The organism is Butyrivibrio sp. XPD2002, assembly GCF_000423945.1.
In the GTDB taxonomy this organism is placed as follows: Bacteria; Bacillota; Clostridia; order Lachnospirales; family Lachnospiraceae; genus Butyrivibrio.
In genome coordinates, this window is record NZ_AUIY01000027.1 from 21,334 (window position 1) to 45,258 (window position 23,925).

Below are 23,925 nucleotides of genomic sequence, written 5' to 3' on the forward strand. Positions count from 1 at the left end.
TTATTTTTCATTATCACTTTATACGATAGCTTGTTGTCCATTCAGGCTTATCAGGTACATCCTCTGACTCAACCCAGTTCCAGTCGTCATCGAGATGTCCGCCTGAAAGTCTCTCTCTCCATTCGGAGTCTGTCATTCTCTCATTGATCGGAACGGTGAACTGATAGAAGCTGTATGCACTTCCACTTCCTACATGGAGCTCACCATCGATAGGGAATACTACATAGATTATATCTGCTTTTCCTGAACCAACCTCAAGAACAGAACCGTTAGGATCTGTCGCAATGTCAGCTACTACCGGGCAGGGTGCCTGATAACTGTAAACTATGCTATCTTCACTATCCTTATTTACTTCAAGCCAGAAGTGCTCAAGACTTCCGCCGTAGGATCTTATAAACTCATAGTCATCATCAGTAAGTGACTCATTCTTTAATTCCTTTTCAGAAATCTCAATAAGTCTCATTGCCAGTTCTGAGAGAAGCTCAAGATTCTTCTTATCATCTGCATCAAGCATCTTGAAATTATCAAGACCTTCCTTAGTCTTGTTAGATAAGAATACGAATCTGCTGTAAACAACAGGCTCTGGATCTACATATCCTCTGTCATCAGGAATCTCCTCGTCGCCGGGGCCTCCCATTTCTGCCATAACCTGCTTAGCATAAAGTATAGTGTCATGCTTTAATTCAGCGTAAGAGCCTGCGAAGGTTTCAAGATCCTTCTTTTCCCATTCATCTGACTTCATGTAGGACGGATAACCATCACCCTTTTTCTCGAAAAGAGGTCTTAATGTATTAAGCCATCCCGAGTACAAACTTGCATTCCATAATGCAGAGTCATTTCCGTCATAGATAGTTTGCATTGTTGTAAGATTGTCTGTATAGTTCTTGAACTTTGTGTCACCCTTATCTTCAAGTATCTTAAGGGCTGTTTCAGAACCAAGAGTTGCAGCCGTATCAAGTGTATCAGGAAGGTATCTTAATTCACCTTCATCATTTTCTTTTACTGACTGATATACCAGGCGCTGCATAATTGCTGCATCTATGGTGAATCTCTGTCCCATAAATCTGAAGGATGAAATAACTGATTCCTCATCCTCATAAACAGGAATAGAATTTATCTTCGGAGGTGCAAGATTCTTTATTTCATTTTTTACCTTATCAAAAGCGCCACTATCAGATGTCAGATCTGAAGCCTCCGGAATTTTTCCATAGCTCTTCTGCAATATATCTGAGAACTCTGCATATCCAGGATCATCTGATGCACCTGCAAAGAAGCTTGTTATTTCATAAATGCTCATCCAGTCATCCGGATTCTCAGCAATTCCCATTGTGATCAGCATTGAGCTTTTAAGGGTATCATCATTATCTACTTCGAAGGCCATTCTTCCATACATCATCATAGCTCGGAAATATTTTTCAAGCTTTTCATCACCCTCATAATATCCCCTTGGCTTGTACTGTGAATAATCTTCCTTAACTCCCGATATCAGGGATTCTTCTATTCCCTCAGCCTTCATGATCCTGTCGTATTCTGTTTTTACATCATCAGTAAGTTCACTATTACTGATAGGTGCTTCAACTGAATCGTCCTGAAGGAGTGAACCAAGATAAAAGAACTTTAAATTTCTAAGAGCAGCATTTTCAAAATCTGTTCCCTTTAATTCCTCATACTGCTTTGCTGATGCCTCGAGCATCTGCGCACTTAAGCTCTGAAGCCTATCTGTAATGTAATTAGTTTCTGTCTTTTTCATAAGATAAGCAAAGTAGAGATGATAGGTGTGCATCAGAGAATCAACCGTAACAAAATTAGGAAAATAGTTATAACGGTTTCCCTCATATACATCAAAGAATTCGTCATGCCCTGATTCTCTTACTACAAACATATTCTCAGCAAGACCTTTTCTGAAATCCTCTACATGATTGTATTCACTTTCTTCCTTCGGGTCGAAAAGATATTCAAATTTTTTATCATAAACAATATTGGAAAGATCAGGCTCTACCTGATAATCAGGTATACTTGGCACAAGATTTTCATCATAGTAGTTTTCTATCTCATCGCCAAGAAGTGAAAGTCTTTTTGTTTCACCGGTCGCAGTAGTTTCAGATGCATTTTCCTCCTCTGCTACTTCTGTTTCTTCAGTCTGTTCTGCTTCCTGTTCTTTTTCTTCTGTTTCCTTTACCTCTTCTTTTGTCTCTTCCTTTTTTTCTTCTACCGTATCATTATTGTTAGTAGTTTCCTCTTTTGCAGGTGCTTCATTATTATTAGAATTGTTACCTGCAGCACAACCGGACACAACTATTGATAAAGTAAGAATCATTGAAATAATCTTCTTTTTCATAAAGTTTCCCTCTTTCATAATTGTCTAAAATGAAATTCCGTTTTTGTGATAACCATAAAAAGTATATCATAAATTTATAATCTCTTTGCCTTGTTTATATAAAATTTATAAAGGAATGAGATTTCTCCCATTCCAATAAAAAAAAAGAAGCCTCATTATGAGACTTCGAAAAATGAACGTTCCCGATGTGATTCAAACACACGACCTTATGCGTTTTGGTCGGCAGATCTATACTGCCGGCTAGGTTGAACGTTCCCGATGTGATTCGAACACACGACCTTCCGCTTAGGAGGCGGACGCTCTATCCAGCTGAGCTACGAGAACAACTGTTTTACAACACCAAAATATCTTATCATAGGAGAAGTACAAGTTCAATACTTCTCCTATTTTCATTTAATTTTCCGGATAATTTACATATCCCTGCATCCAGATTGTTCCCTTAAATCTTCTTCCGGGAACAGGTTCACCGAGCAGATCCTTTTTATTTATACATACATCAAAGATAAGCTCGTTACAGTTGATGGTCATTATCTCCAGAGTCTGTCCTGTGAGACTGTTAGTCTCCTCATGGCATTCCATGATTTCTCCCATAACTGAATACTGATCGCACTCCACACCGAAGGGCATAAAGTAGTTATCCACAATTGTATAAATATCTGTGGTTTTTATCTGCTTTGAGATTGCACTATATGTATCCATATCCTCTATTGAAAGAGATTCCATTGCTGACTCATCACCTTTTCTTGCTTTGTGCATGAGCTTTTCTCTTTCACGGATTCTTTTTCTTGCAAAATTTTTATCGCTATCTGTTTTTGCAATTGGCATCATTATCGTTCCCTTAAGTGAAAGGGCGGATAATGTAAGTGAGGTTCCTTTGATTGGGAATCTGTTTTCATTCTGGATCTTGATATATGGAATCATGTTCTGCAGATAGAAAATTATTGTTACACCTACACGAAGGTCATCACACACTCCGGCATAGGATTCCTTAGAAGAATGCCTTGAGACTGTGATATCCTCTTCGGTAGTAACATTGGTTCCTCTGATGTAGGGGTAATAATAATCATATAAGAATTTATCGTTCTCATTGAATTCACCGCAGACACAGATTCCTATACGGTCAGTGAAATCCTTGCAGAATTCTCCTATAAGCTTTTCACCATCCTTAGTAACATAGGATCTTGTATCAGCCTGTTGAACTGTCATGGCAATCAGCTGCTGAATGTCTTCTCTGCTTTTGAAGTTTTCGAAGCCTATTGCTCTTAAATAATTGTGCATGGATTTCACCTCCTCTCTAATTTATATTTTTGCATTTTGTATTTTTAAATAATTACTTTACAGGAATCATTTTTTCCTTGTTGCCCATGTAAGGTCTGAGAGCAACAGGAATGTTAACTGATCCATCTTCGTTAAGGTTGTTCTCAAGGAATGCGATAAGCATACGAGGCGGAGCAACAACTGTGTTGTTAAGTGTATGAGCAAGATAGTTGCCATCCTTACCTTTGATTCTGATCTTAAGTCTTCTTGCCTGAGCATCACCAAGGTTAGAGCAGCTTCCTACCTCGAAGTATTTCTGCTGTCTGGGTGACCATGCTTCTACGTCGCATGACTTGCACTTAAGATCTGCAAGATCTCCAGAGCAGCACTCAAGTGTACGAACCGGAATATCCATAGATCTGAAAAGATCTACTGTGTTCTGCCAAAGCTTGTCATACCACATCTTGGATTCTTCGGGCTTACATACAACGATCATCTCCTGTTTCTCAAACTGGTGAATTCTGTAAACACCACGCTCCTCAATTCCGTGAGCACCCTTCTCCTTTCTGAAGCAGGGTGAATAGCTTGTAAGTGTCTGAGGAAGCTCCTCTTCTTCAATGATCTGCTCCTTGAACTTACCGATCATTGAATGCTCACTTGTTCCGATGAGGTAAAGGTCCTCACCTTCAATCTTATACATCATAGCTTCCATCTCAGGAAAACTCATAACACCTTCAACGACATTACCATGAATCATGAAAGGAGGAATGCAATATGTGAAGCCTCTGTCGATCATGAAATCTCTTGCATAAGAAATAACAGCTGAGTGAAGTCTTGCGATGTCACCCATGAGATAATAGAATCCATTTCCTGCAACTCTTCTTGCTGCATCAAAATCTATTCCGTTGAATCTCTCCATGATGTCTGTGTGATAGGGAATTTCAAAATCAGGAACAACGGGCTCACCATATTTCTGAATCTCTACGTTCTCTGAATCATCTTTTCCGATCGGAACTGTATCATCAATAATCTGAGGGATAACCATCATGATCTTCATGACTTTCTCATCAACTACCTTCTGGTTTTCCTCGAGCTCAGCAAGTCTCTTTGCATTAGCTGCAACTTCTGCTTTTCTCTCTTCTGCTTCTTCCTTTTTACCCTGTGCCATTAAAGCACCAATTTCTTTTGATATCTTATTTTTGTGGGCACGAAGCTCATCAGCTTCCTGCTGATTTTTTCTTCTCTCATTATCAAGTTCGATTACTTCATCAACCAGCGGGAGTTTTTCATCCTGAAATTTCTTTTTGATATTTTCCTTTACTACTTCAGGATTCTCTCTTAAGAATTTAATATCTATCATTTTCTTTTCCCCTTTATTTCTTATTTCACTTTTGTGAAATATAATTTGTTAGTTCTTATAATCCATTGCTTCATTCAATGCCATCTGCTCTTCATCGCCAAGTTCAAGTTTGCATTTTCCATGGCGTATCTCTTTTGAGTAGGAATAGCATCCGTCAGTACTGTGAACTGAGTTTAATAAAAATCCATTGTTGTCCTCATCAAGGAGTGCTATTGAATAACTGAGCTGTCCTCCCATCTGATTGAAGGCATCATATTTTATTATGCCAACCTTCTGGAAACATGAAGCAAGTCTGTTGTATAAATCATCTATGTCTTTTTGATTATTTTCAGTCGCTTTTTTGATAATCTGATTATCCTCAAATAAAGCAACAATTTCTTCTTCAAGGGAAGCTGCATCTCTACCCTTCATGAATCTTGATATCTGTTCCGTAATACTTTTTATCTTTTTATTCTGACTAATAATTATAATAAATAAAATAATAATAAGTACTGCAAATCCTATAAAAATGTAGGCAATATCCAAGTTCAATCCAAGCTGGTCAAATAAATTACTGTTCATACCTTATCTCCTAAATATAATTTATTACCTATATAATCTCTCAGTGATTTTTTCAAGATCATCTGTACTATAGAACTCAATTTCTATTTTTCCAACTCCATCACTCTTAGTTGAAATAGATACCTTAGTTCCGGTTGCCTGAGTACATTTATCTTCAAGTTCTCTATAGGCTGATTCAACACTTGGATTAATTTCTAATTTCTTTTTATTCTTCTTCGGTTTATCCAGATTCTTTACAAGCTTCTCAGTATCACGAACATTCATCTTTAAATCGAAAACCTGCTCCGCAATCTGGATCTGCTTTTCTTTATCCTCTATTGAGATAAGTGCTCTGGCATGTCCGGTGGAAAGCTTACCATCAATTACCATCTGACGAACTTCTTCACAGAGCTTAAGAAGTCTGAGTGAATTAGTAATAGCAACTCGGCTCTTAGAAACCTTCTCTGCTACAACATCCTGGGTATACCCGAAATCATCGATAAGCTTTTTGAAAGCAAGAGCTTCATCTATCGGATTAAGATCATCTCTTTGAATGTTATCAATGAGCGCATACTCTGCTATCTCTTCTTCAGTAAGATTTTTGATTATAACAGGTACTTCCTTAAGTCCTGCCTTTTTAGCAGCGCGCCATCTTCTCTCACCACCGATGATCTCATAATGATCTTTTCTATCCTGAACAATAAGAGGATTTATAATTCCATGCTGCTTTATTGAATCTGATAACTCTATAAGCTTATCTTCATCAAATGTTTTTCTGGGCTGATCTCTATTGGGTTCAACCTTAGTAATATTAACTGTTACTACCTGTCCCTCTTCTATCTTTTCTTCTTTTCCAGCTTTTGATGAAGCAGGAGCAGGAGCTATAAGTGCATCAAGTCCTTTACCTAATCCTCGTTTAGCATTTTTGGGTGCCATATATGTACCTCTTTCTATTACTTTAATTTAAAATTTTCTTCCGATAACTTCATCCGCTAATAATCTGTATGCTTCAGCACCTGCTGATCTTGTGTCATAAAGATTAATCGGAAGTCCGTAACTGGGAGCCTCTGCCAAGCGAATGTTTCTAGGTATTATTGTCTTATATACATTTTCAGAAATATGATCTTTAACGTTCTCAACTACCTGCATAGAGAGGTTGGTTCTTGAATCATACATTGTAAAGATGACACCTTCCATCTCCAATGAATTATTCAGTCTCTCTTTTACAAGGTTAACTGTATGTACCAACTGACTTAATCCTTCCAATGCATAATACTCACACTGAATCGGAACTAAAACTGTATCAGCTGTAGTCATAGCATTTATAGTAAGCATACTAAGTGAAGGAGGACAATCGATTACAATAAAATCATAGTTCTGTCTTATTGTATCTATGGACTTCTTAAGAATGAATTCTTTTTCTTCCATATCAATCAGTTCTATTTCAACTGCAGCCAGGTTAACATTGGAAGGAATAATATCTACTCCATCAACAACGTTTTTATATAATGCGTCATTAACTTCGCATTCACCTATGAGCAATTCATATATAGTATTTTCTAACTGATTCTTATTAAGACCAAATCCACTGGTAGTATTTCCCTGAGGATCTGTATCAATAACTAGTACCTTTTTACCTTTTTCTGCAAGTGTTGCAGATAAGTTAATAGATGTTGTAGTCTTACCTACTCCACCTTTTTGGTTTGCAATTGCTATTGCTCTTCCCATACTTTTCTCTCCCTCTTCAATTTTTAACTTTGTAATTATAACACAAATTCAGTACTTCAGTTTTGCAATTATGGCTATAATTTTTTATATTTTTGCTACAATATTCATCATATTAATGTTTCACGATGATATTTTACTACATATTGGGTTTGAATGTTTCACGTGAAACAATTTCTTGTAGAATAAATTTTTCATATATCAATGTTTCACGTGAAACTAATAATCAAAACCTATAATGGTTTTTTCTGTGGAACACCAGCTTTACGAGGATACTTAGATGATGTATTCTGTACCTTTTCAATTATACATATAGTACGTTTGATATCACTATTAGGAAGATTGAATTCATCAACAGACTTTATCTTCCCTCCTAATAAGAAAATTGCATTTTTTGCTTCATCAACTTCTTCAATTCCTTTATCACCTTTATAGGCAATAAAGTGTCCACCCTTTTTTACATAAGGTAAATCATATTCACAAAGAGTTGAAAATCTTGCAACTGCTCTTGATACTGCTATATCAAATTTTTCTCTAAGCTCACCCTTCTTTGAATCTGAAAAATCTTCTGCTCTTCCATGTACTGTTTTAATAGAACCTTCTTCATTAAGTCCAAGCTCTGATATTACTTCATCAAGAAAACTTATTCTTTTTTGAAGTGAGTCTAATAGAGTAACATGCAAATTAGGAAAAACAATTTTTAAAACTATACCTGGAAAGCCAGCACCTGTTCCAATATCTATTAAAGATAAATCATTTTTAGTAAAATCAAAAAATTTTGCAGATGATATTGAATCAACAAAATGAAGCTTACAGACATCATCAAATTCTGTTATAGCTGTAAGATTCATTTTATTATTCCAATCAACCAATAATTCGAAATACTTATCAAGCTGTTCAATCTGTTTGGTAGATAATTCTATATTGAATGACTTTATGTCTTCCTTTAATGAATTAAAATCATTATTCAATTCAATTTTCTCCTCTAAAAACACTAATTTATATGTGATTAATCAGCGTTGAAATTTTAATACAATATATAGTGTTTCACGTGAAACATTTAATACAATTAGTGGTAGTTATTTTTTACGATTATAATTTTCTAAATATACAAGTAACACAGAAATATCTGCTGGATTTACTCCACTTATTCTTGAAGCCTGACCAACATTTATAGGTCTGAACTTTTTAAGATTAGCACGAGCTTCAAGTCTTAAACTAAGAATATCATTATAATCTATTTCAGCAGGGATCTTTTTATTTTCCATCTTCTTAAATTTATCAACCTGTCTCTGCTGTCTCTCTATGTAACCTTCATATTTGATATTGATTTCTACCTGCTCGATTACTTCCTTGGAAAGTTCTTTTCTATCAGGATCAAGATCAGCTATATTCTCATAGTTGAGTTCAGGTCTGCATATAAGTTCTGCAAGTGAAACTGCTGTCTTAAGTATAGGTGAGTTATGCTCTTCCATAAATGCCTGAACATTTTTTGCGGCACCAACCTTTATAGACTTAAGTCTCTCAGTCTCTTCTTTAATCTGCTCTTCTTTTTCGATTAGCTTCTTGTATTTATCTTCAGGAATAAGTCCTACTTCGTAACCCTTTTTTCTAAGTCTTATATCAGCATTATCCTGTCTAAGCAATAATCTGTACTCTGCTCTTGAAGTCATCATACGATATGGCTCAAGATTATCTTTGGTAACAATGTCATCTACAAGTACACCAATATATCCCTCAGATCTATCGATAGATAAATAAGGTTTTTTCAAAATCTGCATGCAGGCATTTATTCCTGCATAAAGTCCCTGAGCTGCAGCCTCTTCATAACCACTACTTCCATTAAACTGACCGGCACTAAATAAACCTCTGATTTTCTTTATCTCTAATGTAGGATAAAGCTGACCAGAGCATAAGCAATCGTATTCAATCGCATAAGCGTTTTTTACAATTACACAATTCTCAAGTCCAGGAACAGATCTGTACATCTGAAGCTGAACATCCTCTGGCATTGAAGAGGACATACCATCTATATACATCTCATTAGTATGACTTCCCTCAGGTTCGATAAATACCTGGTGTCTTATCTTATCAGGGAATTTTACAACCTTATCCTCAATTGAAGGACAATACCTTGGTCCGATACCTTCAATGATACCTGCATATATAGGTGATCTATCTATGTTATTTCGTATTATTTCATGTGTTTTTTCATTTGTATATGTAAGCCAGCAATTGTACTGCTCCTTCTGAATATCATCAGGATTAGTATCAAATGAAAAAGGAATTACAGGAGTATCACCTGTCTGGATTTCCATCTTTGAATAATCGATTGTATTTCCATCCATTCTGGCAGGAGTTCCTGTTTTAAATCTTCTAAGTTCAACTCCGGCTTTTATAAGTGAGTCTGATAAAAGATTTGAAGGCTGTAATCCGTTAGGTCCAGTATAAGAAATTGACTCACCGCAAAGGCATCTGCTCTTTAAATATGTTCCGGTACAAAGAATAACTGCCTTTGCTTCATAGATAAGACCTGTAACAGTTTTAATTCCTTTTATTCTCTTCTCATATCCATCACTTAATAATTCTTTATCATTATTACTATTTAAATCTTCAAAAAGAATCTCAGAAATCTCTGACTGCTTTACAATTAAGTTTTCCTGATTTTCCAAAATATGTCTCATAGATTTTGAGTACTCAAGCTTGTCTGCCTGAGCACGAAGTGAATGGATAGCAGGGCCTTTTGATTTATTAAGCATCTTTGATTGAAGATAGGTCTTATCAATATTTCTTCCCATCTCTCCACCCAAAGCATCAATCTCTCTTACAAGATGTCCTTTTGAGGATCCACCAATGTGAGGGTTACAAGGCATAAATGCAATATTATCTGCACTTAAAGTAAAAACTATAGTCTTTAAGCCAAGTCTTGCTGCTGCAAGTCCGGCCTCACATCCGGCATGACCGCCACCTATTACAATTACATCTACTATATCTGCTACCATATTTTGCTCCATAAAACTAAATTACTAAACGAATTATTTTCCCATACAGAATTTTGAGAAAATCTCTTCAACCAGATCTTCATCAACTTCCTGTCCGATAATCTCACCAAGGAATGAATATGCATTCATAAGATCAATTGAATAAAAATCTTCTGACATACAATCCATAATACTACTCTCAACTTTTTTTAAACTGTCAAAAGCATTTATCAAAGCTTCCTTATGTCTTAAGTTAGTGATATATATTTCTTCCTTAGGAGTGATACTTCCATTGAAAAACATATCAGTTATTATTTTTTTGAGCTCATCAATTCCGGTCTCATCAACCATTGAGGTTTTAATAACGGGTATACTTGAACCATATATATTGTGTATATCATTTTCAAGAATACTAATACTGTCACTAATGTCATTTTTATTAAGTAATACAATCACATGTTTTTTATTGATTATATCCTTAATTCTCTCATCCTCTGAAACTGTCTTATCAGTGGAATCAATTATATATAAAATTAAATCTGCATCCTGTGCATATTTAACTGCTCTTTCAACACCAATCTTTTCAACTTTATCTTCTGTATCTCTTATGCCGGCAGTGTCCATTACTCTAAGAACAAAATCACCGAGTCTTATTGTCTCTTCAATAACATCCCTAGTTGTTCCTTCGATTTCAGTAACAATTGCTTTTTCTTCTCCGGCAAGTTTATTTAAAAGTGAAGACTTACCTGCATTAGGCTTTCCAATAATTACAGTTTTAATTCCATCTTTTCTTATAACACCTTCATCAGAGGAATTTATAAGAGAGTCTAATTTTGTAAGCCACTCTGAATTCTTTTTTGATAATCTCTCATCATATCCTGTGAGATCATAATTCTCAGGATCATCAATGGCAGATTCTATAAATGCCATCTCATATAAAATTTCTTTTCTAAGTGAATCTATTTTATTGAAAAGTGCTCCATCAAGTTGAAGTTCAGAATTTTTTACTGCAAAAGAATTCTGAGCACTAATAAGATCCATTACTGCTTCTGCTCTTGTCAGATCAATTCTTCCATTTAAAAAAGCTCTTTTGGTAAATTCGCCTGGCTCAGCAAGTCTGCAGCCATTTGATATAAGAAGGTTAATTATTGTTTCCATGACAACACGGCCACCATGAGTGTTGATTTCAACAACATCCTCTCTGGTATAAGTTCTTGGTGCCTTCATAATGGAAACCATAACTTCATCAACTTTAGTTTTATTGGCATCAACAATAAAACCATAGTTAATAGTATGGGACTGATAATCCTTCAAGGAAAAATTACCTTTGGCATCTATATAAAGTTTGCTTACGATATCAATTGAATTTTCACCGCTTACTCTTATGATACCAATACCGGCATCAATCATAGCTGTTGCTATTGCACAAATCGTATCTTCCTTATAAAACATTATTCAATCCTCAATAACACATAATGTAAATTAGAGCTGCCAATTGAAATCTATGTAAAATCAATGGCAGCTCTTAATATTTGCTTATTTTTTAAGAGTTACAACAACTCGGCGGAAGGGCTCTTCACCTTCACTGTGAGTAGTAACATATTTATCATTCTGAAGCGCTGAATGAATGATTCTTCTTTCATAAGGATTCATAGGCTCCAGTGATAAAGACTGTCTGTTCTTTCGAACCTTATAAGCAATGTTCTTTGCAAGATTCTCAAGAGTAGCTTTTCTTCTTTCACGGTAGTTCTCTGTATCAACCTTTACATGAATGTAATCCTCAGATCCTCTGTTAACAACAAGAGAAATGAGATACTGTAATGAATCAAGTGTCTGTCCTCTCTTACCAATAAGAACACCCATCTCATCACCTGAAAGTTCTATTTCAAGAACCTTATCTGTCTCATTGTATTTAGCACTCACATCAACCTTCATGTTCATGGAACCAAATACATTTGATAAAAATTCCTTTGCACTGTTTATGAACTCGTGATCATAAACATAAGAAATTTTCTTCTCTTCTTTTACTTCAGGAGTTTCAACAGAAGCTTTCTTCTTTACTTCAGCTTTTTTCTCCTCATTTTTCTGAGGCTTTTTGCTTTCCTTCTTCTCTGCTTTTTCTTTAACCTTGTTATCAACCTGCTCTTCAAGAGAAGTCTTTATCTCATCTTCTTCTTTTACAGCTTTAACTCTTGCTCTTATAACAGCAGGCTTAACATTTAAACCAAGAAATCCAGTTGAACCGGAAGAAATAACTTCATAATCAAGATTGTCACTTGTAACCATAAGCTGTGCACATGCTTCTGTGATGCAATCTTCTACAGTCTTTTTTGAAATCTCAATATATTCCATTTTCTTATCCCCTATCAGTTGTTCTTTTGATCAAACTCTTTTACCATATTTGCTCTGGCAAGAAGACTGTCTTTTCTGATCTTACCTGACTCATAAACCTTATTTGCCTTCTTGAGACCCTCTTCCTTCTCTTTTTCAGATAAAGTTGAAGAATAAGAATTCATGGTTCTGGTATTCATATTAGCATAGCGATTCATCTGAGGAGTTGACTTCATCTTCTCAAGCTTTTCGTTATACTTAGCGATATTTTTCTCAATCTCAGCATCAATATCGGTCTTGTCAATGTGCTTGTTAATTACAATCTGCTGAACTGTACGAACTACAGCACCTGCGATCCAGTAAATACCAAGACCTGCAGGGAATGTAAATGTGAAGAAAAGTGACATGAGAGGCATCATCATGTTCATAGTCTTCATTGAATTAGCCATCTGAGCTGCCTGATCGTTAGGATCATTGGATGTAGGAGCAGCCTGAGGCATAAGCTTAATGCTAACCCACTGTGTAAAGCATGAAAGGAAAGGAATAATAAGTGCAACTACAAAAAGAACAAATGACTTATTAGCCCAAGCTGTCTGAACCATGTAGGAAGGTGAATCTCCCATGTTAAGACCAAGGAAGTTGTTGTACTTACTAATAAGTGCATGTGAGTTTGCAATTGAATCTGAAAGACTTCCGAACTTTTCTGTAAGTGAAGCCCAATCCTTTGTTGAAGCCTTGTAAAGAACATCAATAAATGTGTTCTCTATATAAGTAGTATTACCTGATGTGAATGCTTCATTTGTAAACTGCTTTGAATACTGACCTGCACTTGAAAGTGTCTGTAAAAACTCAGCTGATCCTGCTGTCTCACGAAGCTGTGTAACAAGAGGATAAAAAGCTGACTTTACCTGGCTAACATAAGCAGGCATGGAATAGATAACTCTGTAAAGAGCGATCATGATAGGAAGCTGAATTAAAAGCTGAACGCAGCTACCTGTCTGTGAAACACCATACTTAGCATAAACAGCTTTGATTTCTTCCTGCTGTGCAAGCATGGACTCGTTATCCTTCTTACCCTTGTACTTCTTCTGAATTTCCTGAATCTCAGGGTTCATTCTTGCCTGCAGCTTGGAAAACTTCTGCTGCTTGTAGGTAAGAGGCATAAGTAAAAAGTACATTATTATTGTAAATAAAATAATAGCAAGACCGGTACTGGGAATACCAATCTTATCGAGGAAAATGAAGATCCAGTTCATAATATGACCAAGGAGCCATGCAATAGGACCTACAATTTTTCCCTGATATTGTGTCAACGTAACAATATTCAAAACCTATCCTCCAATACTTACGGTACAGGATCGTAACCACCGCTGGAAAATGGATTACATCTTAGAATTCTCCATGCAGCAAGTAAACTACCTTTTAATGCACCGTGTTTTTCTATTGCTTCTAATCCGTATTGCGAACAAGTCGGTATATACGGACATTTTGTTCTCTTTAAGGGAGAAACATACTTTTGATATAACTTAATCAGGAATATCAGTACTCTCTTCATATTTCACCTCATCATTTTTCCTTAGATGAGACTTCCCGGCCAGATATAAAAATGACTTCTCAATATCAAAATACGAAGCATCTTTAGCACGGCTTCTGGCCACGACTACTATATCTAAACCACTATTAAATATATTTTCGTGTAGTCGGTAAACTTCTCGAACAAGTCTTGCAAACCTGTGCCTTACAACACTGTTCCCTACTTTTTTGCTTGCTGAAATACCAAGTCTGTTTATATCGGTATTATTTTCTCTGACATAAATGACAATGTTTTTATCTGCGTACGCCTTACCGGTTTTATAAACAATCTTAAAATCAGCTGTTTTTCTTAAACTTTCTGTATTTTGCATTTATATTTCCTATAAGATAAGAAAATACGCGAATATGCATCTATGCACATTCGCGTAACAAGACCACAATATGCTGTGGTCCTTATTATGCAGATATCTTTTTTCTACCCTTAAGTCTTCTGGCAGCAAGTACCTTTCTGCCTCCCTTAGTTGCCATTCTTGCTCTAAAGCCGTGAACACGAGCTCTCTGAAGCTTATGCGGCTGATAAGTTCTCTTCATAGTCGAAATACACCTCCTTTTTAAAATCTATTTAGCAAATAATATAATTGTCTGAATCAGAAAAAATCGTTGTTATTATAATAAAATTAAGCATTTCCGTCAAGTTAAAAAAAAATTGTGGATAACTGTGGAAAATATTTTGAAAAAATATTGTCTACATTTTGTATTTCAACAAGTTATCCACATCTAAATGTTGATTTTGTGGATAACTTGTTATTATCTGTAAATTTAGAATTTTTATCCACAAAATGTGGATATAATGTGGAAAACATTTAAAGTTTTTATAAAGTTAAAATATAGAATCCAGTATTTATGCGGCTTCCAGACGGTGAATATCTCTATCCTTTTTTTCCACTTTTCCACCTGTTGTTATTACAATGTGATTTTAAAATATTTTTTTTTAAAAGTTATCCACAATTTCCCTCCGTTTGATATTTAGTTATCCATAAGATAAAATAAATCTTAAATTTGCAATGGGAGAAATATATGGAAAAGGCTACAGAAATAACACAAAAACTTACAGAGAACTTTGATAATTTAAAGGAAGAAATACGAGTAGAGCTAGGTATGACCACTATCTCCTTCGATACGTGGATCAAACCTCTTTCTTTTTATAAATATGAAAACGGTTCTGTTATCGTTTTAATTCCCTTTGATGATACAAACGCTCTCAATTATATAGAGAGGAAATATCAGAAATTCTTTAAGGTTACTTTATCTGAATTTTTGGATGAGGAAATTGAGGTCGAATTCCTTTTAGAAAAAGATGCATTTATTAATAAAGAAGAAACTCATTCAAATGAGTCAGATAAACCTAAATCTAATCAGAATAACTATGAGTTTTCTAACCTGAATCCTAAATACGTTTTTGATACATATGTAGTAGGTGGAAATAACCGTTTTGCATACAACGCTTCATTAGCAGTTGCAGAATCACCGGGAGAAGCTTACAATCCCCTCTTCTTATATGGAGGCCCCGGACTTGGTAAGACTCACCTCATGCATGCTATTGGACATTTCATAATAGAGAACAATCCAGGCTTTAAGGTTTTATATGTTACATCTGAGCAGTTTACCAACGAAGTTATCGAGTCTATCAGAAGTGGTAAAGCCGAGGCCATGAGTCGTCTTCGTGATAAATACCGTACAGTTGATGTACTTATGGTAGATGATGTTCAGTTTATTATAGGCAAGGAAAGTACTCAGGAAGAGTTTTTCCACACCTTCAACGTACTTCACCAGTCAGGAAAACAGATCATTATTTCATCTGATAAGCCTCCGAAGGAAATGGAGACCCTTGAAGAGAGATTCCGTTCAAGATTCGAGATGGGACTTATCTCAGATATCCAGGCTCCTGACTATGAGACCAGAATGGCAATCCTTAAGAAAAACGCTGAGAGCTATTCAAAGCACATCGATGATGAGATATTTGAGTACATTGCTACCAATATCAAGTCAAACATCCGTGAGCTTGAAGGTGCTTACAACAAGATAATCGCATTCTCACGTTTAAATAAGGTAGAAATTACTTTAGATAATGCCAAGGAAGCATTAAAGGATATCATTTATCCCGATGTTTCAAAGGTTATTACAATCTCTCTTATTATAAGTACAGTTTGTGAGCAGTATGGAGTAAGACAGGAAGACATTACTTCCAAGAAGAGAAATAAGGAAATTGTCCTTCCCAGACAGATCGTTATGTACCTTGCAAGGGAGCTTACAGATATGCCTCTTGAAGAAATAGGTAAGGCACTTGGTAAAAAGGATCACACTACTGTAATGAGTGGCGTAACCAAGATAAAGGATCTTCTTGCTATTGATGATGAGCTCAAAAAGAATCTCGACATTATTAATAAGAAGCTAAACCCTTCTGCGTGATAAAGTGGATAACTCAGTTTATAAATACTTTATAAATTGTTTATAAACTGGGGATAAGAGTGGAAAACTTTTTTATAGCCTTATATCGCAAAATTTGCCCTGTGGAGAACATTTAGCTTTTCAACATTAAATTTTTATTTATCAACTATTAAAAATTTGTAAATAAGGCAGATAAATTGTATAATAGATAAGGATTTCCACATATCAACACCTATTACTAATTATAATACTAAATATTATTAATTAATTTATATATAGTGTTTTGTGCATAATCACTTTCTAGTTGGAGGGAGTTCTTAACCCATGAAGTTTGTTTGTTCAAAATCGAATCTTATTACCGGACTACAGATTGTTTCAAAGGCAGTTCCTAATAAGACTACAATGTCTATATTGGAATGCATTCTTATAGATGCTACAGAAACAGTCATCAAATTTATCGCTAATGATATGGAACTCGGAATACAGACCGAGGTAGACGGTAATATTTTAGAGAGAGGATATATTGCTATCGATGCAAAGATCTTCTTTGACATTATAAGAAAGCTTCCTGATAATGATGTAACTATTGAATCCGATTCAAACGGTAAGGTTACTATCAGCTGTGAAAAAGCTAAGTTTGGTATTGTAGGAAGAAATGCAGATGATTTTACATATCTTCCCAATATTGAAAGAATAGATGGTATAACTGTATCTCAGTTCACTCTTAAAAACATTATCCAGCAGACTATCTTCTCTATCGCTGAGAATGATGCCAATAAGATGATGAGTGGTGAGCTTTTCGAGATTAATCAGGATACACTTAAGCTTGTATCCCTTGATGGTCATCGTATATCTATTCGTAAAGTAAAGCTTCAAAATTCTTATGATTCCAAAAAGGTAGTAGTTCCCGGAAAAACTCTTTCGGATATAAGTAAGATTATTACTGACAGTACTGAGAATAATGTTGAAATTTTCTTTACTGACAAGCATATATTGTTCGAGTTTGATAAAACTATCGTTGTTTCAAGACTTCTTGAGGGTGAGTACTTCAATATTGATCAGATGCTCTCCAGTGATTATGAAACAAAGATGACTATTTCAAGAAAAGAGATGCTTGATTGTATAGACAGAGCAACTCTGCTTGTAAAGGAAGGCGATAAGAAGCCCGTTATCATCTCAATTACTGATGATAAGATGGAGCTTAAGATCAATTCCACAATCGGAAGCATGGATGAAGAGATTGAAATCGAGAAACAGGGTAAGGATCTTATAATCGGATTCAATCCTAAGTTCCTCATTGATGCTCTTCGCGCTATTGACGATGAGAACATAGATATCTACATGGTTAATCCTAAGGCACCCTGTTTTATAAGGGACAAGGATTCTAACTACATCTATCTTGTTCTTCCTATAAATTTTTTAACAGTGAGCTGAAAAAATGGAAACAATAAAGGTTAATTTAAGAGAAAGCGACGAATTCATTAAATTAGGGCAGGCCATGAAAAAGGCCGGCCTTGAGGAATCCGGCGTTGACGCCAAAATGGATATTCAGGAAGGTCTTGTTAAGGTTAATGGTGAAGTTGAAACCAGAAGAGGCAGAAAACTTTACAGTGGAGACACTATCGAATACGAAGGCGTTCAGGTACAAATAATAAAATGATAATAAAATCATTAGAGTTAGCAGATTTTAGAAACTACGAAAATTTAAAAATAGAATTCAGCAGTGGAACCAACATTCTTTACGGTGACAATGCCCAGGGAAAGACTAACATTCTCGAGGCTATTTATCTTGCTGCTACAACAAAGTCCCACAAAGGTAGTAAGGACAAAGAAATTATATCCTTTGGTAAAGAAGAGGGACATATCAGAACAATTATCGAGAGAGATGGTGCAGAATATCGCGTAGACATGCACCTTAGAAAAAGCAAATCCAAAGGAATAGCAATTGACGGACAAAAAATAAGAAAAGCATCTGACCTTGTGGGAAGATGCAATGTTGTATTTTTTTCTCCGGAAGATCTTAGTATTATAAAGGACGGTCCGGCGGAAAGACGAAGATTCATGGATATGGAGCTTTGTCAGCTGGATCAAATTTATTTAGAGAACCTTGCGAAATACAATAAGCTGATCACTGAGAGAAATAAGGTATTAAAGGATATGTTTGAACATCCTGAAAACAGTGTTCTTTTGGATGTTCAGGATAAGCAACTTTTGGAATACGGATCAGTAATTATAAGATCCAGAGAAAAGTTCATAAGGGATTTATGTGATATTGTAGATCCTATTCATCATAAACTCACAGGTGGAAGAGAAAAATTAAAGATATATTATGAGCCCAATATAACTGCTGCGGAATTCGAAAGTAAGCTCAGAAATTCCAGGCAGAAGGACATATATCTTAAGCAGACAACGGTAGGACCTCATAAGGATGATTTTTCATTTAATGTCACTACTGAAAATATGCCTGAAGAGATAGATATCAGGAAATATGGTTCTCAGGGACAACAGAGAACTGCTTCACTTTCACTTAAGCTTTCGGAAATTGAGATTGTAAAAAAATCCAAAAAAGAAAATCCGGTTCTTTTACTTGATGATGTATTGTCAGAGCTTGACAGTAACAGACAGAATTACCTGTTAAATACCATAGGTGATATTCAGACAATCATTACCTGTACCGGTTTGGATGAATTTGTTAATAATCGTTTTGAAATAAACAAAGTATTCAGAGTAGTTAACGGAAGTATACCTGAAGAATAAGAGGATAAGAATGAGTAACGAAGAAAATAAGTATGGCGCGGACCAAATACAGATTCTTGAAGGACTTGAGGCAGTTCGTAAGAGACCTGGTATGTACATTGGAACTACTGCTGCAAGAGGACTTCATCATCTTGTATATGAGATAGTAGACAATTCAGTAGATGAGGCACTTGCCGGATTCTGCGATCACATTGAAGTTAATATCAATGCTGACAACACCATAACCGTTATGGATAACGGCCGTGGAATTCCTGTAGACGTTAACCACAAATCAGGACTTACCGGTGTAGAAGTAGTATTTACTATTCTTCACGCAGGTGGCAAGTTCGGTGGTGGAGGATACAAGGTATCCGGTGGTCTTCACGGCGTTGGTGCATCAGTAGTTAATGCTCTTTCAGAATGGCTTGAGGTTCAGGTTGTTCGTGAAGGAAAAATTTACCAGCAGAGATACGAGAGAGGAAAGGTTTGCTATCCTCTTAAGGAAGTTGGAACAACAGATGTTGTAACTTCTGGAACAAAGGTATCATTTAAGCCTGATGCTCTTATTTTCAAAGAGACAACTATATTCGATTACAACGTATTAAAGCAGAGACTTCGTGAGATGGCCTTTCTTACAAAAGGTCTTAAAATCACGCTTAGAGATTACAGAGTTGAAGAAGGCGCTGACTTTACAGAGCAGACCTTCCACTACGAAGGCGGTATTAAGGAATTTGTTCAGTACCTCAACAAGAGTAAGACAGTTCTCTATGATCAGATAATGTACTTTGAAGGAAATAAGAATAACGTTCAGGTTGAAGTATCACTTCAGCACAACGATTCCTTCAACGAGAGCACATATACTTTCGTAAACAACATTAATACTCCTGAAGGCGGAACTCATCTTGAAGGCTTTAAGGCAGCTCTTACCAAGACCTTCAATGACTACGCAAGAGAAAAGAAAATGCTTAAGGATAACGAGGATAACCTCACAGGTGATGATATCCGTGAAGGACTTACATCCATCATCAGTGTTAAGATCGAGGATCCTCAGTTCGAAGGACAGACAAAGCAGAAGCTTGGTAACAGTGAAGCAAGAGGTGCTGTAAACAGCGTTGTTGCTGAGCAACTTACATATTTCCTTGAGCAGAATCCTCAGGTTGCAAAGGTTATACTTGAAAAAGCTATTCTTGCACAGCATGCAAGAGATGCTGCAAGAAAGGCAAGAGACCTTACAAGAAGAAAGTCTGCTCTGGATGGACTTGGACTTCCCGGAAAGCTTGCAGACTGCTCAGATAAGGATCCCAAGAACTGTGAGATTTTCATAGTTGAGGGAGATTCCGCGGGTGGATCAGCTAAAACAGCAAGATCTCGTGCGACTCAGGCTATTCTTCCTCTTAGAGGAAAAATCTTAAACGTTGAGAAGGCAAGAATAGACAAGATATATGGTAATGCCGAGATCAAAGCAATGATCACTGCATTTGGTACAGGAATTCATGATGATTTTGATATCGAAAAGCTTCGTTACAACAAGATCATTATCATGACTGATGCCGATGTCGACGGTGCTCATATTGCTACACTTATGCTCACATTCCTTTACAGATTCATGCCTGAGCTCATTAAGACAGGACATGTATATCTTGCTCAGCCTCCGCTCTATAAGCTGGAGAAGAACAAAAAGATATGGTATGCATACAGTGATGATGAGTTAAATAAGATTCTTAACGACGTAGGTCGTGATCAGAATAACAAGATTCAGCGATATAAGGGACTTGGAGAGATGGATCCCGAGCAGCTCTGGGAGACAACAATGGATCCTGACAGACGAGTTCTGCTCAGAGTAAACATCGATGAAGAAGCTGAATCTGATATCGATGTAACATTTACAACTCTTATGGGTGACAAGGTAGAGCCCAGAAGAGAGTTTATTGAGAAGAACGCAAAATTTGTAAAGAATCTGGATATATAATATTAGCCTTTCAATTATTGGAGGGCGTCAGCGAAGCTGACGGATAGGATAAAAAATGGCGGATAACAATAACAACAATAACAACCAGAATGGAGAAGAGTTAGCTGATGACGTATTTGATCAGGTAACTACTGACAGAATTAAGGAAGTTGACCTGCAAAAGACCATGGAGTCTGATTACATCGACTATGCCATGAGTGTAATTGCTTCAAGAGCTCTTCCCGATGTCAGAGACGGACTTAAGCCTGTTCAGAGAAGAATTCTCTACTCCATGATAGAGCTGAACAATGGACCCGATAAGCCGCACCGTAAATGTGCTCGTATCGTAGGTGATACAATGGGTAAATTCCACCCTCATGGTGACAGCTCAATTTACGGAGCTTTGGTTAACATGGCTCAGCCCTGGTCAATGAGATACTGTCTTGTTGACGGACACGGTAACTTTGGATCTGTGGATGGTGACGGCGCTGCCGCTATGCGATACACAGAGGCAAGACTTACCAAGATTTCCATGGAAATGACTGCTGATATCAACAAGGATACAGTAGATTTCACACCTAACTTTGATGAGACAGAAAAAGAGCCTGCAGTACTTCCTGCAAGATTTCCTAATCTTCTTGTGAACGGTACAACAGGTATCGCTGTCGGAATGGCTACAAATATTCCGCCTCACAACCTTCGTGAGGTAATTGCTGCTGTTGTTAAGATGATTGACAACAAGGTAAATGAAGATAGAGAGACAGATATTGAGGAGCTTTTACCCATCGTAAAGGCACCTGATTTCCCTACAGGTGGTATCATCCTTGGCACAAGAGGTGCAGAGGAAGCATACAGAACAGGTAGAGGAAAGGTTGTAGTTCGTGCGGTAACAGATATCGAGACTATGCCTAACGGTAAGAGCAGAATTATCGTAACAGAGCTTCCTTATCTGGTTAATAAGGCAAATCTTATTTCCAAGATTGCAGAATATGTAAAGCTTAAGAAGCTTGACGGCATCACAGCTCTTAGAGATGAATCAGACCGTGAAGGTATGAGAATCGTTATTGAGCTCAGACATGATGTAAATGCAAATGTAATGCTCAACCGTCTCTTCAAGCACACACAGCTCCAGGATTCATTCGGTATTATCATGCTGGCTCTTGTTAACAACGAGCCTAAGATTCTTGGACTTGTTGATATGCTTCACCACTACATCGTCCACCAGGAAGAGGTAGTAACAAGAAGAACACAGTACGATCTCAACAAGGCTGAAGAGAGAAATCACATTGTTGAGGGATTGCTCATAGCTCTTGATAACATCGATGAAGTTATAAAGATAATCCGTGGAAGTAAAACTGTTCAGATAGCAAAAGAACAGTTGATGGAGAGATTCGGATTATCAGATGCTCAGGCACAGGCTATCGTAGACATGCGTCTTCGTACTCTCACAGGTTTGGAGAGAGACAAGCTTGAGCAGGAGCATGCTGAACTCTTAAAGAGAATTGAAGAGTTGAAGCTCATCCTTTCTGACAAGAAGGTACTTCTTGGAGTAATCAGAAAAGAAATCACAGAGATATCTGATAAATACGGCGATGATCGTAAGACTCAGATAGGACATGATGATTCTGACATAAACATTGAGGACATGATTCCCAATGTTAATACAGTTATAGCTATGACAAACGTTGGTTATATCAAGCGTATGTCCATAGATAACTTCCGTGCACAGAACCGCGGAGGTAAGGGAATAAAGGGAATATCCACAATTGAGAACGATTATGTGGAAGACCTTCTTATGACCACAACACACAATTACATTATGTTCTTTACCAACAAGGGAAGAGCTTACAGACTTAAGGCTTACCAGATTCCTGAGGCGTCAAGAACATCCAGGGGAACAGCAGTAGTAAATCTTCTGCAGCTTTCACCTGAAGAAAAAATCACAGCTACTATTCCAATCAAGGAATACACAGAGGAGAAGAACCTCTTCATGGTTACCAAGAAGGGAACCGTTAAGAAGACTCCTGTAATGGAATTTGCAAATGTAAGAAAGAACGGACTTACAGCAATCAATCTTGATGATGACGACGAGCTTATCGAGGTTAAGACAACAAAGGCAGATTCTGAGATTTTCCTTGTAACCAAGAATGGTATGTGTATCAGATTCAAGGAGACAGATGTAAGACCTACCGGAAGATCATCAATGGGTGTAAGAGGTATTATGCTCGGTGATCAGGATGAAGTTGTAGGAATGCAGCTTAATTCTCAGGGTGATTCGCTTCTTATCGTATCTGAAAAAGGCTTTGGAAAGAGAACAGAGCTTGGTGAGTTCCATATCCAGCTCAGAGGTGGTAAGGGTGTTAAGTGCTACAAGATAACAGAGAAGACCGGAAATGTAATCGGTGTCAAGGCTGTTAAGGATGAGCACGAGATCATGATGATCACAGACAGCGGAATACTGATCCAGCTCAGAATGGAAGAAATAACAATCCATGGCAGAGTAACATCAGGTGTTAAGATGATAAATCTTGACAAGGGTGTCAGTGTAGTTGCCATTGCAAAGGTTCGTGAGAAGATTTCAAACGGTGACGAAGAGTTCGAAAACATCGAAGATGCAATGGAAGATATTCCTGAGGACGACGGTGTGGAAATAACCGACGACTTCGACGATGATGATACTGACGATATCGAAGAAGGCATTGAAGAAGAGACAGACGAAGAGTAAAAC

20 protein-coding genes and 1 tRNA gene are annotated in these 23,925 nt (G+C 36.7%); 6 read left to right on the forward strand and 15 right to left on the reverse strand.

Annotated elements, in window-relative coordinates; genetic code table 11:
• Positions 1 to 13: 13 nt before the first annotated feature.
• From G587_RS22805 to rpmH, 15 genes are all read right to left on the reverse strand, one after another.
• Entirely contained in the window at positions 14 to 2,338 is a 2,325-nt protein-coding gene (locus G587_RS22805) for a DUF3160 domain-containing protein (RefSeq protein WP_051201040.1), read from the reverse strand.
• 250 nt (positions 2,339 to 2,588) lie between these two features.
• Positions 2,589 to 2,662 (reverse strand) — tRNA-Arg (locus tag G587_RS0113485).
• A 69-nt stretch (positions 2,663 to 2,731) separates the two neighbouring features.
• Positions 2,732 to 3,616, reverse strand: coding sequence for a DUF3881 family protein (locus tag G587_RS0113490; protein ID WP_026492688.1), 885 nt, complete (start codon positions 3,614 to 3,616; stop codon positions 2,732 to 2,734).
• Positions 3,617 to 3,668: 52 nt separating this feature from the next.
• Entirely contained in the window at positions 3,669 to 4,955 is a 1,287-nt protein-coding gene (gene serS, locus G587_RS0113495; protein WP_026492689.1) for a serine--tRNA ligase, read from the reverse strand.
• Between the two features lie 48 nt (positions 4,956 to 5,003).
• Positions 5,004 to 5,516: a DUF4446 family protein gene (locus tag G587_RS0113500; RefSeq protein WP_026492690.1), complete on the reverse strand. Its 513-nt coding sequence runs from the start codon at positions 5,514 to 5,516 to the stop codon at positions 5,004 to 5,006.
• Positions 5,517 to 5,540: 24 nt separating this feature from the next.
• Positions 5,541 to 6,431 (reverse strand): ParB/RepB/Spo0J family partition protein, encoded by an 891-nt coding sequence (locus G587_RS0113505; protein WP_026492691.1) that lies wholly within the window; start codon positions 6,429 to 6,431, stop codon positions 5,541 to 5,543.
• Between the two features lie 27 nt (positions 6,432 to 6,458).
• The gene (locus G587_RS0113510; protein WP_026492692.1) at positions 6,459 to 7,223 is read right to left on the reverse strand and encodes a ParA family protein; all 765 of its coding nucleotides are present in this window, start codon (positions 7,221 to 7,223) and stop codon (positions 6,459 to 6,461) included.
• Positions 7,224 to 7,453: 230 nt separating this feature from the next.
• On the reverse strand, positions 7,454 to 8,191 hold the full coding sequence (gene rsmG, locus G587_RS0113515) for a 16S rRNA (guanine(527)-N(7))-methyltransferase RsmG (RefSeq protein ID WP_026492693.1): 738 nt from the start codon (positions 8,189 to 8,191) through the stop codon (positions 7,454 to 7,456).
• A gap of 108 nt (positions 8,192 to 8,299) precedes the next feature.
• On the reverse strand, positions 8,300 to 10,222 hold the full coding sequence (gene mnmG, locus G587_RS0113520) for a tRNA uridine-5-carboxymethylaminomethyl(34) synthesis enzyme MnmG (RefSeq protein WP_155829553.1): 1,923 nt from the start codon (positions 10,220 to 10,222) through the stop codon (positions 8,300 to 8,302).
• A 33-nt stretch (positions 10,223 to 10,255) separates the two neighbouring features.
• Entirely contained in the window at positions 10,256 to 11,653 is a 1,398-nt protein-coding gene (mnmE, locus tag G587_RS0113525; protein WP_035786744.1) for a tRNA uridine-5-carboxymethylaminomethyl(34) synthesis GTPase MnmE, read from the reverse strand.
• 84 nt (positions 11,654 to 11,737) lie between these two features.
• Complete coding sequence (gene jag, locus G587_RS0113530; RefSeq protein ID WP_026492696.1) at positions 11,738 to 12,553, reverse strand: RNA-binding cell elongation regulator Jag/EloR; 816 nt, start codon at positions 12,551 to 12,553, stop codon at positions 11,738 to 11,740.
• A 14-nt stretch (positions 12,554 to 12,567) separates the two neighbouring features.
• A complete protein-coding gene (locus tag G587_RS0113535; RefSeq protein ID WP_026492697.1) occupies positions 12,568 to 13,860 on the reverse strand; it encodes a YidC/Oxa1 family membrane protein insertase in 1,293 nt (430 codons plus the stop codon).
• A gap of 17 nt (positions 13,861 to 13,877) precedes the next feature.
• The gene (gene yidD, locus G587_RS25165; protein WP_081679456.1) at positions 13,878 to 14,087 is read right to left on the reverse strand and encodes a membrane protein insertion efficiency factor YidD; all 210 of its coding nucleotides are present in this window, start codon (positions 14,085 to 14,087) and stop codon (positions 13,878 to 13,880) included.
• On the reverse strand, positions 14,059 to 14,436 hold the full coding sequence (gene rnpA / locus G587_RS22810; RefSeq protein ID WP_051201041.1) for a ribonuclease P protein component: 378 nt from the start codon (positions 14,434 to 14,436) through the stop codon (positions 14,059 to 14,061). Before rnpA ends, yidD begins: the two co-directional genes overlap by 29 nt.
• Positions 14,437 to 14,521: 85 nt before the next feature.
• Positions 14,522 to 14,656 (reverse strand): 50S ribosomal protein L34, encoded by a 135-nt coding sequence (gene rpmH, locus G587_RS0113545; RefSeq protein WP_022761795.1) that lies wholly within the window; start codon positions 14,654 to 14,656, stop codon positions 14,522 to 14,524.
• Positions 14,657 to 15,142: 486 nt separating this feature from the next.
• Between rpmH and dnaA the strand changes: the two genes are divergently transcribed.
• From dnaA to gyrA, 6 genes are all read left to right on the forward strand, one after another.
• Positions 15,143 to 16,534: a chromosomal replication initiator protein DnaA gene (gene dnaA / locus G587_RS0113550; RefSeq protein ID WP_026492698.1), complete on the forward strand. Its 1,392-nt coding sequence runs from the start codon at positions 15,143 to 15,145 to the stop codon at positions 16,532 to 16,534.
• Between the two features lie 303 nt (positions 16,535 to 16,837).
• Positions 16,838 to 17,947: a DNA polymerase III subunit beta gene (dnaN, locus tag G587_RS0113555; protein WP_026492699.1), complete on the forward strand. Its 1,110-nt coding sequence runs from the start codon at positions 16,838 to 16,840 to the stop codon at positions 17,945 to 17,947.
• A gap of 4 nt (positions 17,948 to 17,951) precedes the next feature.
• Positions 17,952 to 18,173 carry an RNA-binding S4 domain-containing protein gene (locus tag G587_RS0113560; RefSeq protein WP_026492700.1) on the forward strand — a complete coding sequence of 74 codons (222 nt, stop codon included), beginning with the start codon at positions 17,952 to 17,954 and terminating at the stop codon, positions 18,171 to 18,173.
• A complete protein-coding gene (recF, locus tag G587_RS0113565) occupies positions 18,170 to 19,270 on the forward strand; it encodes a DNA replication/repair protein RecF (RefSeq protein ID WP_026492701.1) in 1,101 nt (366 codons plus the stop codon). Before G587_RS0113560 ends, recF begins: the two co-directional genes overlap by 4 nt.
• A gap of 10 nt (positions 19,271 to 19,280) precedes the next feature.
• Positions 19,281 to 21,218, forward strand: a complete 1,938-nt coding sequence (gene gyrB, locus G587_RS0113570) for a DNA topoisomerase (ATP-hydrolyzing) subunit B (protein WP_026492702.1) — start codon at positions 19,281 to 19,283, stop codon at positions 21,216 to 21,218.
• A gap of 166 nt (positions 21,219 to 21,384) precedes the next feature.
• A complete protein-coding gene (gyrA, locus tag G587_RS22815; protein WP_242830087.1) occupies positions 21,385 to 23,922 on the forward strand; it encodes a DNA gyrase subunit A in 2,538 nt (845 codons plus the stop codon).
• Positions 23,923 to 23,925: the final 3 nt, after the last annotated feature.

Excerpts from the sequence above, each read along its gene's own strand:
- G587_RS0113490 (WP_026492688.1), bottom strand. The coding sequence starts at position 3,616 with ATGCACAATTATTTAAGAGCAATAGGCTTCGAAAACTTCAAAAGCAGA.
- yidD (WP_081679456.1), bottom strand. The coding sequence starts at position 14,087 with ATGAAGAGAGTACTGATATTCCTGATTAAGTTATATCAAAAGTATGTT.
- gyrB (WP_026492702.1), top strand. The coding sequence starts at position 19,281 with ATGAGTAACGAAGAAAATAAGTATGGCGCGGACCAAATACAGATTCTT.
- G587_RS0113505 (WP_026492691.1), bottom strand. The coding sequence starts at position 6,431 with ATGGCACCCAAAAATGCTAAACGAGGATTAGGTAAAGGACTTGATGCA.
- dnaA (WP_026492698.1), top strand. The coding sequence starts at position 15,143 with ATGGAAAAGGCTACAGAAATAACACAAAAACTTACAGAGAACTTTGAT.
- mnmG (WP_155829553.1), bottom strand. The coding sequence starts at position 10,222 with ATGGTAGCAGATATAGTAGATGTAATTGTAATAGGTGGCGGTCATGCC.
- rnpA (WP_051201041.1), bottom strand. The coding sequence starts at position 14,436 with ATGCAAAATACAGAAAGTTTAAGAAAAACAGCTGATTTTAAGATTGTT.
- recF (WP_026492701.1), top strand. The coding sequence starts at position 18,170 with ATGATAATAAAATCATTAGAGTTAGCAGATTTTAGAAACTACGAAAAT.
- serS (WP_026492689.1), bottom strand. The coding sequence starts at position 4,955 with ATGATAGATATTAAATTCTTAAGAGAGAATCCTGAAGTAGTAAAGGAA.
- dnaN (WP_026492699.1), top strand. The coding sequence starts at position 16,838 with ATGAAGTTTGTTTGTTCAAAATCGAATCTTATTACCGGACTACAGATT.
- jag (WP_026492696.1), bottom strand. The coding sequence starts at position 12,553 with ATGGAATATATTGAGATTTCAAAAAAGACTGTAGAAGATTGCATCACA.
- G587_RS22805 (WP_051201040.1), bottom strand. The coding sequence starts at position 2,338 with ATGAAAAAGAAGATTATTTCAATGATTCTTACTTTATCAATAGTTGTG.
- mnmE (WP_035786744.1), bottom strand. The coding sequence starts at position 11,653 with ATGTTTTATAAGGAAGATACGATTTGTGCAATAGCAACAGCTATGATT.
- G587_RS0113510 (WP_026492692.1), bottom strand. The coding sequence starts at position 7,223 with ATGGGAAGAGCAATAGCAATTGCAAACCAAAAAGGTGGAGTAGGTAAG.
- rpmH (WP_022761795.1), bottom strand. The coding sequence starts at position 14,656 with ATGAAGAGAACTTATCAGCCGCATAAGCTTCAGAGAGCTCGTGTTCAC.
- gyrA (WP_242830087.1), top strand. The coding sequence starts at position 21,385 with ATGGAGTCTGATTACATCGACTATGCCATGAGTGTAATTGCTTCAAGA.
- G587_RS0113500 (WP_026492690.1), bottom strand. The coding sequence starts at position 5,516 with ATGAACAGTAATTTATTTGACCAGCTTGGATTGAACTTGGATATTGCC.
- G587_RS0113560 (WP_026492700.1), top strand. The coding sequence starts at position 17,952 with ATGGAAACAATAAAGGTTAATTTAAGAGAAAGCGACGAATTCATTAAA.